The 12534-nt window shown below is 34.3% G+C and carries 12 protein-coding genes; 2 read left to right on the top strand and 10 right to left on the bottom strand.

The genetic code is table 11. The features are described from left to right. The 4 genes from ABJF52_RS08150 to pyrH all read right to left on the bottom strand — a co-directional run. Window positions 1–790 (bottom strand): amino acid--tRNA ligase-related protein (locus ABJF52_RS08150; RefSeq protein WP_348148924.1); only part of this gene is annotated, 790 nt, incomplete at its 3' end. Between the two features lie 80 nt (window positions 791–870). Further along, window positions 871–3273: an MMPL family transporter gene (locus ABJF52_RS08155; protein ID WP_348148926.1), complete on the bottom strand. Its 2403-nt coding sequence runs from the start codon at window positions 3271–3273 to the stop codon at window positions 871–873. A gap of 165 nt (window positions 3274–3438) precedes the next feature. Then, window positions 3439–3993: a ribosome recycling factor gene (gene frr / locus ABJF52_RS08160; RefSeq protein WP_348148928.1), complete on the bottom strand. Its 555-nt coding sequence runs from the start codon at window positions 3991–3993 to the stop codon at window positions 3439–3441. Window positions 3994–4046: 53 nt separating this feature from the next. Continuing rightward, a complete protein-coding gene (gene pyrH / locus ABJF52_RS08165; protein WP_348148930.1) occupies window positions 4047–4754 on the bottom strand; it encodes a UMP kinase in 708 nt (235 codons plus the stop codon). A 307-nt stretch (window positions 4755–5061) separates the two neighbouring features. Here pyrH and ABJF52_RS08170 point away from each other — a divergent pair, with 307 nt between their 5' ends. Further along, on the top strand, window positions 5062–6933 hold the full coding sequence (locus ABJF52_RS08170; RefSeq protein WP_348148932.1) for a peptidase M61: 1872 nt from the start codon (window positions 5062–5064) through the stop codon (window positions 6931–6933). A gap of 158 nt (window positions 6934–7091) precedes the next feature. Here ABJF52_RS08170 and tsf read toward each other — a convergent pair whose 3' ends face one another. The 4 genes from tsf to rplM all read right to left on the bottom strand — a co-directional run bounded on the left by tsf (window position 7092) and on the right by rplM (window position 10328). Continuing rightward, window positions 7092–8060: a translation elongation factor Ts gene (gene tsf / locus ABJF52_RS08175; protein ID WP_348148934.1), complete on the bottom strand. Its 969-nt coding sequence runs from the start codon at window positions 8058–8060 to the stop codon at window positions 7092–7094. Between the two features lie 57 nt (window positions 8061–8117). After that, window positions 8118–9203, bottom strand: a complete 1086-nt coding sequence (gene rpsB / locus ABJF52_RS08180; protein ID WP_348148936.1) for a 30S ribosomal protein S2 — start codon at window positions 9201–9203, stop codon at window positions 8118–8120. A 282-nt stretch (window positions 9204–9485) separates the two neighbouring features. Beyond that, window positions 9486–9872, bottom strand: coding sequence for a 30S ribosomal protein S9 (gene rpsI, locus ABJF52_RS08185; RefSeq protein WP_348148938.1), 387 nt, complete (start codon window positions 9870–9872; stop codon window positions 9486–9488). After that, entirely contained in the window at window positions 9873–10328 is a 456-nt protein-coding gene (gene rplM, locus ABJF52_RS08190) for a 50S ribosomal protein L13 (protein WP_348148939.1), read from the bottom strand. A gap of 474 nt (window positions 10329–10802) precedes the next feature. On the opposite strand from rplM, the gene ABJF52_RS08195 reads away from it, so the two are divergent. Continuing rightward, complete coding sequence (locus ABJF52_RS08195; protein ID WP_348148940.1) at window positions 10803–11309, top strand: hypothetical protein; 507 nt, start codon at window positions 10803–10805, stop codon at window positions 11307–11309. 47 nt (window positions 11310–11356) lie between these two features. Here the strand turns inward: ABJF52_RS08195 and ABJF52_RS08200 are convergent, their stop codons facing one another. Together ABJF52_RS08200 and ABJF52_RS08205 are read right to left on the bottom strand one after the other, a co-directional pair. Further along, window positions 11357–11686 carry a T9SS type A sorting domain-containing protein gene (locus ABJF52_RS08200; RefSeq protein WP_348148941.1) on the bottom strand — a complete coding sequence of 110 codons (330 nt, stop codon included), beginning with the start codon at window positions 11684–11686 and terminating at the stop codon, window positions 11357–11359. 127 nt (window positions 11687–11813) lie between these two features. Further along, on the bottom strand, window positions 11814–12534 hold a 721-nt coding region (locus ABJF52_RS08205), incomplete at its 5' end, for a DNA polymerase (RefSeq protein WP_348148942.1).

Here is a 12534-nt window from a genome sequence, read left to right on the forward strand (position 1 = left end):
TAATGAAATCTTCAGCAAGGTCCATGTTTGCATCTAAATCAAAGAAGGCCATTTCTGGTTCAATCATCCAAAATTCGGCTAAATGTCTAGAAGTGTTCGAGTTTTCAGCTCTAAAAGTAGGTCCAAAAGTGTATACTTTACCGAGCCCCATCGCATAAGCTTCCGCTTCTAACTGACCAGAAACCGTTAGATTAGTTTCTTTGCCAAAAAAATCTTCTTTATGGTTTACAGCACCATTTTCATCTAAAGGTGGGTTTTTACCATCTAAAGTAGTTACTCTAAACATTTCCCCAGCTCCTTCAGCATCTGACCCTGTTATTATTGGAGCATGAAAGTAATAGAATCCATTATCAGTAAAATATTTATGTACTGCAAATGCTAAAGCTGAACGTACTCGCATAACAGCAGAAAAAGTATTAGTGCGAACTCTTAAATGCGCTTTTTCGCGCAAGAATTCCATGGAGTGCTTTTTAGGCTGAATTGGATATGTTTCAGGATCAGCAGATCCATGTAAAAAAATACTATTTGCTTGTATTTCTACATTTTGTCCTTTTCCTTGACTTTCTACTAATGTTCCTGTTATTCTAAGAGCTGCTCCAGTAGCTATTTGTTTTAAAAGTTCTTCGTCAAATTGCTCAAAATCAACAACGCATTGTATGTTGTGAATTGTAGATCCGTCATTTAACGCAACAAAACGATTGCTTCTAAAAGTCTTAACCCATCCGTTTACGGTGACTTCTTGATGTTTTGGTTCAGTTGAAAGAATTTCCTTTATACTAATAGATTTCATGAAAAAATGCGTCTTGAATTAATTCTCAAAGATAGCCTTTTGACTAAAAATATTCGAACAGAATGACTGTAAATACGAGCTTATTCTTCTTCGTCGTATTCGTTAAGTACTGGCTCTTCTTTTGGTAAGATGTTGATTTGCGGTTTTTTGAAAACTTCTTTGTTGGCAATACTTCTTTCTAAGGATAAAAGTAAAGATGGTAACAGAATTAAATTCGCTAACATCGCAAATAATAAAGTTGCAGATACTAGTGAACCTAAAGCAACGGTTCCACCAAAATTTGAAATAACAAATACGGAAAAACCAAAGAAAAGAACTATTGACGTGTAGAACATACTAACACCGGTTTCTCGTAAAGCGGCATAAACAGATTTTTTAATTCGCCATTGATTTACTATTAATTCTTGTCTGTATTTAGCGAGAAAGTGTATGGTGTCATCAACGGAAATGCCAAAAGCAATACTAAATACTAATATTGTAGAAGGTTTAATAGGTACTCCAACAAAGCCCATAATGCCTGCTGTTATAATTAGCGGTAATAGGTTTGGTATTAGAGAGATGATTATCATTCTAAATGATCGGAACAAATATGCCATAAATAAGGCTATTAGACCAATGGCAAGTGCTAATGATAATACTAAATTTTTAACGAGATATTTTGTGCCTTTTAAAAAGAGTAATGCACCACCCGTCATATAAACCGAATAGCGCTCTGAGGGAAATATTTTTTCAATATTTTCTTGAAGTCGAGCTTCAATATCTTCCATGCGTTCAGTTTTTACATCGCGCATAAATGTGGTCATTCGTGCCGTTTGGCCTGTGCTATCCACGAAATTCGCTAATAGATTGGCATTACCACTAGATTTTCTAGCGGCATCCATGATAAAATTATTCTCTTGAGAAGTTGGAAGCTGGTAATACTTAGGAATGCCTTTATAAAAGGCTTGTTTTGAGTATTTTACTAAATTAACGACGGAAACAGGTTTGGATAATTCGGGAATTTCCTCAATCACATTTCCTAAGCGATCCATTCTTTTTAATGTAGCGGGTTTCATTACGCCATTTGGGCGTTTAGTATCAATCACAATTTCAACTGGCATAATACCATCAAATTCTTTTTCAAAAAAACGAATGTCTGCAAAAAATTCTGTTTTCTTGGGCATATCTTCAATGATACTACCTGAAATATCAATTTGGTAAATACCTATTATGCTAAGCACTAATAATACAATTGATGATATATAAACCGCAATGCGCTTGTTACGCACTATGTCTTCCATCCAGTTAACAAAGGTGTCAATCCATTTTTTGTTCAGATGTTTTAAGTGCTTCGTTTTTGGCAAAGACATATAGCTATAGACAATCGGAATAATCAGTAAAGACAGGAGAAAAATACACAGTATATTTATTGATGCAACGATACCAAATTCCGCAAGCAACTTGCTATCGGTAATAATAAAAGTAGCAAAGCCAGAAGCCGTGGTAACGTTAGTCATTAGGGTTGCATTCCCTATTTTAGAAATAACTCTTTGTAGTGAAAGTGCCTGATTACCATGTTTTTTTACTTCTTGTTGGTATTTATTAATCAGGAAAACGCAGTTCGGTATTCCTATTACTATTATTAATGGTGGTATTAAAGCGGTAAGAACAGTGATTTCATATTGTAATAAGCCGAGAATTCCAAAGGCCCACATTACCCCTACGATTACTACGCTCATCGAAATAAATGTAGCTCGAATGCTTCTAAAAAAGAAAAAGAATATTAAAGAAGTTACTAATAGAGCTGCTAATATGAACTTGTATATTTCATCGATGATGTTTTGCGAGTTCATTGTTCTAATGTAAGGCATGCCTGAAACGTGAACATTTAGGCCTGTTTCGTCCTCAAATTTCTTAACTAAATTATTTAAGTCTTCTAATATGAAGTCTTTACGTACAGAGGTGTTCACAATATCTTTGTCAAGATTTGCGACAGTTCTTATTGTTCTCGTTTCTTTGTTGTATAGTAAATCTTCATAAAAAGGTAAATCATTAAATAAATGATTTGTAATACTGTCTAAAGTTTGCTGCGATTTTATTTCGGATGTTATAAGAGGCTTCATTGTAAAAGCATCTTTCTCTTTAACAAGTTCTTGAAGATTGTCGATAGAAATAACAAAATCAATTTCAGGAAAAGCTTGTAATTGTTTGCTTAATTTATTCCAACGATTAAAGTTTTCTGGGTTAAATAAAGCTGAGTCATTTATACCCAAAACAATGGCATTTCCTTCCTCTCCAAATTGATTTAAAAAATCGCGATAAACAACATTAACAGGATGGTCATCCGGTAAGAGATTGGCTTGAGAGTTGCTAAATCGCATATTCTCCCATTGCAAAGCTAAAAAGAATGTTATTCCGCCAATTAGCAGAAGCATTAATATTCTATTTCGAAGAATTATATTAGCTGTCTTAGCCCAAAAACCTTGCATTATTCTGCCTGCCATAAGTAAGTAGTTGTCCGCCGCAAAGGTAAAGAATGGTGCGGAGTGTTCCTAAAATAAAAAGCGACTGTTATAGTCGCTTTAATTTAATTTGAAAATGATATTTAAACTTTTTTTAAATGTAATACTTTGCTAAATTAATTTTAGTAGTATCTAAATATTTAATTATTAAACCTTCATTATTTCAGCTTCTTTTACCACTAAAAAGGCATCAATTTTTTTTGTGTACGTATCTGTTAAATTCTGAATGTCAACTTCAGCATTCTTTTGTAAATCTTCAGAAGCATCTAAATCACGAATTTCTTTGTTGGCATCTTGTCTGGCGGTACGAACACTAACTTTAGCATCTTCAGCTTCAGCTTTGGCTTGTTTTGCCAAATCACGTCTGCGCTCTTCAGTTAATGGTGGAACATTAATGATAATAAAATCACCATTGTTCATCGGGTTGAAACCGAGATTAGCATTCATAATAGCCTTTTCGATTTCTTGCAACATATTTTTCTCCCATGGTTGTACTGAGATTGTACGGCCATCGGGTGTGTTAATGTTTGCTACTTGAGCCAATGGGGTAGGAGAGCCATAATAATCAACCTTTACAGAAGATAACATGGCAGGACTTGCTTTACCTGCACGAATTTTCATGAAAGCTCTTTCTAAATGCGTAATAGCCGCATCCATGCTTTCTTTAGTAGCGTCTAATAAAAATTTAATCTCTTCGTTCATAATAAATGCGTTTCAAAAATAAGTAGATCTAAGCGGTGTCAGGTTATAAAATATTAGATATCTACAACTGTGCCAATGTTTTCACCAGATACTAATTTAATTAAATTGCCTTTAGTATTCATGTCAAATACAACAATAGGTAATTCATTTTCCTGACTTAATGTAAAGGCAGTTGTATCCATAACTTTAAGTCCTTTTGTGAGAACATCTTTAAAGGATATTGTATCAAATTTAGTAGCGGTTTTATCTTTTTCCGGGTCAGAAGTGTAAATGCCATCAACTCTTGTTCCTTTTAAAATTACATCAGCTTCAATTTCAATGGCTCTGAGGACTGCAGCAGAATCGGTAGTAAAGTATGGATTTCCAGTTCCACCTCCAAAAATAACAACACGTCCTTTTTCTAAGTGACGCATAGCTCGGCGTCGGATAAAAGGTTCTGCAACTTCATTTATTTGAATTGCAGATTGTAGTCTAGTTTGTACACCTTGTACTTCTAATGCACTTTGTAATGCCAGTCCATTTATTACTGTAGCGAGCATTCCCATGTGGTCTCCTTGAACCCGATCCATGCCTTGGCTTGCGCCAGATAAGCCTCGGAAAATATTACCACCGCCAATTACGATAGCGACTTCAATTCCTTTTTCTACAACTTCTTTAATTTCTTGAGCGTATTCAGCAAGTCTGTTAGGATCTATACCGTATTGACGTTCTCCCATTAGTGCTTCACCACTAAGTTTAAGGAGTATTCTTTTGTATGGCATTTTACTTTTTTATAGTCAGACAAAAATAATCAAAAAAAGTTAGGCTCAAATTCAGTTTTTCGTTCGATTTTAAGGACTAATTATTTCTTAAAATGAGTTACTAGGTTAATTAAATTTAATAATCTTGTGCCCTGTAATTCAAGATATTGGTTTGAATACAAATTAATACGTTTAACTATATTTATTAAAATGAGTTTAAGCGTTGTATAAATTAAGTATTCCAAATTAGTTCTTATTGTATTTTTTTTAATCACCTTAGGTTTTAATTCTAACCGTTTAATTCAAAATATACCCTAACATTTTTTACATGAAAAAAGTTTCAATTTTAGCTTCTCTTATTTTATTTCTATATGGTTGTGGTGCTTCAAAGAATAGTACATCAGCTAAAATATCTAATATTCATACCACTATAGATTTGGTAAATGTAGTTGATGATAAAGTGATGGTGACAATGAATCCCGGAGATTTAAATCAAGAATTAGTCACTTTTTATATTCCTAAGACAGTTCCGGGCACGTATAGTACGGATAATTATGGTCAATATATTGAAGGTTTTAAAGCTTTGGATGGAAAAGGAATGGAATTGCCATTTGTTAAGGTGGATGAGAATACTTGGAATATTTCAAACGCAAAAGGCTTGGACAGGGTTGAGTATTTTGTAAATGATACATATGATACGGAACCAGAGGTAAAGGATGCGGTTTTTTCGCCTGCGGGAACCAATATTCTGAAAGGAGAAAATTTTATGTTAAACCTGCACGGATTTGTGGGTTATTTTGAGGGCTACAAAGAGCTCCCTTATGAGTTATTGGTAAAAAAGCCAAGTGGTTTGGTTTCTACAACTTCTTTAAAAAAGAAAGATTTAGCGGATGCGAATAATGAAGCAGAAACATTTTTAGCAGCTAGGTATTTTGAAGTAATTGATAATCCAATTTTGTACGCTAAGCCTAATACGGAATCATTTACCGTAAATGATATTACTGTCACTCTAAGTGTTTATTCACCTACAGGGGTGTATTCAGCAGCAAGTTTAAAACCGCAAATGGAAGAAATGATGCGGGCACAAAAGAATTTTCTAGGTGAAATTGATGGTACAAAAGAATATAATATTTTATTGTACTTATCAACCTTAGCAAGTACAGATGCAGCGGGTTTTGGAGCTTTAGAACATCATACTTCAACAGTTGTGGTTTTGCCGGAACAAATGCCTAAACCAGCATTAGATGAGGCAATGAAAGATGTTGTGTCGCACGAGTTTTTTCATATTGTTACTCCTTTAACTGTTCATTCTGGAGAAGTACAATATTTCGATTTTAATGATCCAAAGATGTCCCAACACCTTTGGATGTATGAAGGAACTACGGAGTATTTTGCTAACCTTTTTCAGATACAACAAGGTTTGATTGATGAAAATGAGTTTTACGCCAGATTAATGGAGAAAGTTAATAATGCAAAGGCCTATGATGATGCTATGTCTTTTACAGAGATGAGTAAAAACATATTAAAACAACCTTATGAAAAAAATTATGCTAATGTGTATGAAAAGGGAGCATTGATAAATATGGCACTTGATATACAGTTACGTGAATTAAGTGGAGGAGCTAGGGGTGTATTATGGTTAATGAAGGAGTTGTCTAAAAAATATGGTAAAAATACGCCTTTTAAAGATGAGAATTTAATTGATGAGATTGTGGCAATGACATATCCAGAATTGCGTGATTTTTTTGATACTCATGTTATAGGTGCTACTCCAATAAATTATAATGACTATTTAGCGAAAGTTGGATTAACTAGTGGGAATATTGAGCAACAAACAGGTTATTTCTTAGATGGTGAAATTCCATTTATTGATGCAGACCCAACAGATCAAAATATAATTTTTGTTAGAAGAGGGATTACATTGAATAGTTTTTTTAATTCCATTGGCGCAAAAGGAGGTGATATTATTAAGAGTATTAATGATACTCCTATTAACCTTGAGGCTATTCGTGCAATAATTGGTCAAAGTTTTACATGGACGCCAGAAACCGATATAAAGATAGTTGTGGATCGCGATGGTGAAGAATTGGTGTTGGAAGGAAAAGTCGGTGTAGCTACTTTGCAGGTTGAAACAATCGCTCCTATTAAAGGATTAACAGGAAACGAGGATGTTATAAGGGAGGCTTGGTTGAAAAATTAAGAATGTAAAATATTTGATGTTAAACGCTACCCGTTTAGGTAGCGTTTTTTATGGAGAATTATTTTAATAGAATTATCAGTTTATGATGTTATTTAAAAGTATAAAACCGCTAGAGAATAGCTCTAGCGGTTTTTATATTTTAGGTTTTAATCGAAATTTTATTCACCTACTGTGGCGCGTTTAAAACCGGTAACATGAACATCACCATGAGATGCAACATATGTTGCAACATTTATTTTCTCATCTTTAATAAAGTTTTGGTCCAATAAACATTGTTCTTGGTCTAATGTGGTGTTGTCAGAAATAAACCTTTCCATTTTGCCTGGTAGAATTTTATCCCAGATTTTCTCCGGCTTACCTTCAGCTTGTAATTGAGCTTTGGCATCTGCTTCAGCTTGAGCCAATGCTTCGTCCGTTAATTGTGCCATAGAGATATATTGAGGTACGTTTTTTAACGTTTTGCCTAAACGACCTAATTCAATATTATCTTTTTCAATAACTGCAATTCTTGCCTCAGTTTCTGCAGCAATAAATGCTGGGTCAAAATCTTTGTAAGACAATGTTGTAGCACCCATTGAGGCTACTTGCATAGAAACATCTTTGGCTAAAACTTCTGCTGTGTCAACTTTAGCAGAAAGTCCAACTAATGCAGCAATTTTATTGATGTGAACATAAGTTCCTACGTATGGTGCTTCTAATTTTTCGAAAGCAGTAATTTCTAATTTCTCACCAATAACACCAGTTTGCTCAACTAATTTGTCAGCAACTGTCATGCCTCCAAAATCGGCAGCTAAAAACTCTTCTTTAGAATTGTAATCCAATGCTAATTCGGCCAATTGGTTAGCAAGAGCAACGAAATTTTCGTTTTTTCCTACGAAGTCAGTTTCGCAACCTAATACGATAGCAACGCCAACAGTTTGGTCAGCATTTAATTTTGAAATAGCAGCACCTTCTGATGAATCTCTATCAGCTCTTTTTGCAGCTACTTTTTGTCCTTTCTTACGAAGTACTTCAATTGCTTTGTCAAAATCACCTTCGGCCTCAACCAAAGCATTTTTGCAATCCATCATTCCAGCGCCGGTTGCCTTTCTTAATTTGTTTACTTCTGCGGCGGTAATCTTTGCCATAATTTTTTATTTATTGTCATTTCCACAAAAGTGGAAATTGATATTATATTCTATTAATTACTCTTTTCCACCTTTAACATTGTCTTGCCAAACTTTAAGCTCATCCCAATTTCCATCGGCAGCCATTTTAGCTTGTTTAGGCCAAGAAGTTGGGTCTAAATGTGCCATTCTTGAACTAGCTTCAGTTAAGATTTCTTTCATCTTATCAGCATCAGCTTCAGACATTTTAGCGTAAGTATCAATGCCTGCATTTACTAATGCTTCTGCAGCTTTTGGTCCCACACCTTCTACTTTGGTTAAATCATCAGCTTTGTCAGCTTTCTTTTTTGGCTCTTCTTTTTTCTCAGCAACAGGTTTTGCAGCTTCAGTTTTAGGAGCTTCTTTTTTGGCAGGTTTAGCTTCTTTTGCAGGTGCTTTTTCTTCTTTAGCAGAAGATTCAGCAGCTTTTTCAGACTTGCGTTCAGCTAATCCTTCAGCAACTGCATTTGTAACAGATGTCATGATAATATCAATAGATTTTGATGCATCATCATTTGCAGGTACGATATAATCTACTTCTTTAGGGTCACAGTTGGTATCTACCATTGCAAAAATTGGAATATTCAATTTTTGAGCTTCTTTAACAGCAATGTGCTCACGCATAGTATCAACAATAAATAATGCGCCTGGTAAACGTGTCATATCAGAGATAGAGCCTAAGTTCTTTTCCAATTTAGCACGCAAACGGTTTACTTGAAGTCTTTCTTTTTTAGATAGTGTATTGAAAGTACCGTCTTTTTTCATTCGGTCAATTGACGCCATTTTCTTAACAGCTTTGCGAATAGTAACAAAATTAGTTAACATTCCACCTGGCCATCTTTCAGTAATGTAAGGCATATTAACATTAGCAACTTTTTCAGCTACAATGTCTTTCGCTTGTTTTTTAGTAGCAACAAATAGAATCTTACGACCAGAAGCTGCAATTTTGGCTAATGCCTCATTTGCTTCGTCTAATTTTGCCGTTGTTTTGTAAAGGTTGATAACGTGAATCCCGTTGCGCTCCATGTAGATGTAGGGTGCCATGTTCGGGTTCCACTTGCGTGTTAGGTGTCCAAAATGCACACCCGCTTCCAATAAATCTTTTACTTCGACTTTTTTAGCCATTTTTAAATTTAGTTTACGTTCTTTTGAATTAGCAATATTGAAGTGGTATCATCCGCTTGTGCGAAAGAAGCCTCCAACATTTAGATGCTAAACTAATTTACCTCTTAAGCTTTTGGAAAGCTATAAAAGGATTTTAATTGTCACTGCTATGAGCAGCAACTTTCAAGGAACTTGATTAATCTTACTAGTACTTCGTACTTCCCACTTTGAGAAGACTTTAATTGTAATCGTATAAAAAGTACTAAAACCTTGAATGTTCAAGGTTTTAGTATAAATATTATATTAACGTTTAGAGAACTGGAATTTCTTTCTAGCTTTCTTCTGACCGAATTTCTTACGTTCAACCATTCTTGGATCTCTAGTTAAAAGACCTTCTGGTTTTAAAACACCACGATATTCTTGATCAATTTCGCATAAAGCTCTAGAAATAGCTAATCTTACAGCTTCTGCCTGGCCAGTGATTCCACCACCAAATACATTAACTTTAACGTCATAACTATCTACATTTTCAGTTAAAGCAAAAGGTTGTTTAACTTTATACTGTAAAGTAGCAGTGCTAAAATAATCGTTTAAATCTCTGTTATTAACAGTGATTGCGCCTTTACCGCTAGAAACGTATACACGGGCAACGGCTTTTTTTCTTCTTCCTATTTTATGAATCGTCTCCATCTATTTAAAATCTTTAAGGTTGAATGCCTGTGGTTTTTGTGCTTCTTGTCCGTGCTCTGTACCAGCGTATACTTTTAAGTTTCTAAAAAGATCTGAACCTAATCTGTTTTTAGGTAACATTCCTTTTATAGCTTTTTCAACAATACGTTCTGGGTTTTTAGCTAGCAACTCTTTTACAGAAGTAGTACGTTGTCCACCTGGGTAACCAGTATATCTTGAGTAGGTTTTTGAATCCCACTTATTGCCTGTAAGAGTGATTTTTTCGGCATTGATAATAACCACATTGTCACCACAGTCAACGTGCGGTGTAAAGCTAGGTTTATGCTTTCCTCTTAGTAATTTAGCGACTTTAGACGCCAAACGCCCTAAAGTTTCTCCTTCGGCATCAACAAGCAACCATTGCTTGTCAACTGTCTTTCTATTGGCCGAAACTGTCTTGTAGCTCAATGTATCCACTACTTCTATTTTTTGTATTAAACACTTCAATCCCGTTAAACGGGCTGCAAATGTACAACTATTAAGTTGAATAACAAATGGTTGTTTCCGAATTATTTATTGATTTTTTTTCGGAAGCCATTTGACCTATATTTTTCACCATTATCTCAAAAACGGAGGCCAAATATAGGTTAAATAGGTAGATGTAATTCAGAAATCTATTGTTTTTAAAAATTATATTTCTCATTTGTAAATATTTGTGTTACTAAATGAGGTTATATACGTTCTATTTATTCAATGATACAACTACAATAAACGAAGTAGTTGAACTTTATTTAGCAATTACAGTAGTTTAAAGTTATTCGTAGAAATACTATTTTTGCACCATAATTACATATAAAATTAATAATCAATAGGTTATATTGTTTTAAATTGATTAAAATATTGAATAGAAATGTGCGTTATTGGCAATAGCAAACTACAATACACATAATTATGCGTTTAAAATTTATCTTATTAGTAACTATCACGGTTTTTAGTTTTTCTTGTTCGGATGATAAGGAAGATGTGGGTGATGAAACAGAACAAAGTAAAATATACGGTACTTGGGAAGCTACCGAGCTTAAGATTAATGATCAAACTGCGAGTGATGATGCAAAGTTTGGAAGTAGTATATTAAGTTACCTCACAAATAATGATTGTACTATAGTTTCCTTTACTTTTAATGCAGATATGACTTTAGTGGCAAATAATGCGACTAACTATCTTGATATTGGAGTTAATTCTTCTGATTCTGGTCTTGAGATTCCATGTCCGACAGAAATGGATACAGAAACAAGTATTTATACTTATGATGGTGTAACACTTACCTATGTGGATGCCGAAAATCAAAATGTTAGTATTACGCCTATTATTAGTGGGAATATAATGACGATAACAGCTGCTGATTTAGGATATTCTAATTTGGATGCTGAAGGAGAATTAGTTTTTGAAAAAAGGTAAAAGTTAAATTCAATAAAAATTTAAGAGCTCTTCGGTAATGAAGGGCTTTATTTTTTATAAAATTTCGTTTGAACTTGTTGTTCTTGTGAGCGGATTGTAGCAATATAAATCCCTGAAATTAATGAGCTTACTGGAATGTTAAGCGCATTGTTTTTAATGCCCCAATGATGTTCAAGTACCCTATTGCCATAGGCATCGGAAATAATAATTTCTGCTTTTGTACTATTTTTTAATCCAAGTATGTTCACTACGTTGCTAGCAGGATTAGGGAAAACCTTAATTTTTTGTGTATCAGATATAGGTGTAGCATCACTTTGCGCATTTATCGAAAACGATATAGCGAAAACAAAGAATAATAAGGAAAACACTTTTTTCATGATAACCCACTAAGACCCCTGTTTGGGAATATTGCCTTACTTGAACGTAGGTTAATGGTTTATTCGTATAGCTGAAATGCAACTTTAGCTTAGTTTTAACTAAATCTTATTGAGCGTTATTTAGAAATTAATGCGCTACTAACCAATCATCTCCTTCACCTATTTCTACATCTAATGGGACTGCCATGGTAAATGCATTTTCCATTTCATGTTTAATTAGTTCCTTCATTTTTGTTAATTCAGTTTTCGGAACATCAAAGACTAATTCATCATGTACTTGAAGCAGCATTTTGGTTTTGTAATCTCTTTCAGAGAGTTTAGAGTGAATATTGATCATTGCAATTTTAATAATATCAGCTGCACTACCTTGAATTGGTGCGTTAACGGCGTTACGTTCTGCAGCACCACGTACTACTGCATTTCTCGAGTTAATATCTTTTAAATAACGTCTTCTGCCAAGCACGGTTTGTACATATCCTTTCTCGCGTGCAAAATCCACTAACTCGCTCATATAATTCCGTAGTTTCGGATAGGTTTGGTAATAGGTGTCAATTAATTCTTTCGATTCTGAGCGAGATAAATCAGTTTGGTTGCTTAATCCAAATGCTGAAACACCATAAATAATACCGAAATTTACAGTTTTTGCATTGCTTCTTTGTTCCCGAGTAACGTCCGATAGTGGAACATTGAAAACTTTTGCTGCTGTAGAAGCGTGAATATCTTCGCCTTTTTTAAAAGCATCAATCATGGTAGTTTCTTCACTTAAGGCTGCTATAATTCGAAGTTCTATTTGAGAATAATCGGCTGCTAGTAAAACATGATTTTCATCTCTTGGTATAAATGCTTTA

This window comes from Aurantibacter sp., from assembly GCF_039941195.1.
Classification (GTDB): Bacteria; Bacteroidota; Bacteroidia; order Flavobacteriales; family Flavobacteriaceae; genus Aurantibacter_A.

Excerpts from the sequence above, each read along its gene's own strand:
- ABJF52_RS08155 (WP_348148926.1), bottom strand. The coding sequence starts at position 3,273 with ATGGCAGGCAGAATAATGCAAGGTTTTTGGGCTAAGACAGCTAATATA.
- frr (WP_348148928.1), bottom strand. The coding sequence starts at position 3,993 with ATGAACGAAGAGATTAAATTTTTATTAGACGCTACTAAAGAAAGCATG.
- pyrH (WP_348148930.1), bottom strand. The coding sequence starts at position 4,754 with ATGCCATACAAAAGAATACTCCTTAAACTTAGTGGTGAAGCACTAATG.
- ABJF52_RS08170 (WP_348148932.1), top strand. The coding sequence starts at position 5,062 with ATGAAAAAAGTTTCAATTTTAGCTTCTCTTATTTTATTTCTATATGGT.
- tsf (WP_348148934.1), bottom strand. The coding sequence starts at position 8,060 with ATGGCAAAGATTACCGCCGCAGAAGTAAACAAATTAAGAAAGGCAACC.
- rpsB (WP_348148936.1), bottom strand. The coding sequence starts at position 9,203 with ATGGCTAAAAAAGTCGAAGTAAAAGATTTATTGGAAGCGGGTGTGCAT.
- rpsI (WP_348148938.1), bottom strand. The coding sequence starts at position 9,872 with ATGGAGACGATTCATAAAATAGGAAGAAGAAAAAAAGCCGTTGCCCGT.
- ABJF52_RS08195 (WP_348148940.1), top strand. The coding sequence starts at position 10,803 with ATGCGTTTAAAATTTATCTTATTAGTAACTATCACGGTTTTTAGTTTT.
- ABJF52_RS08200 (WP_348148941.1), bottom strand. The coding sequence starts at position 11,686 with ATGAAAAAAGTGTTTTCCTTATTATTCTTTGTTTTCGCTATATCGTTT.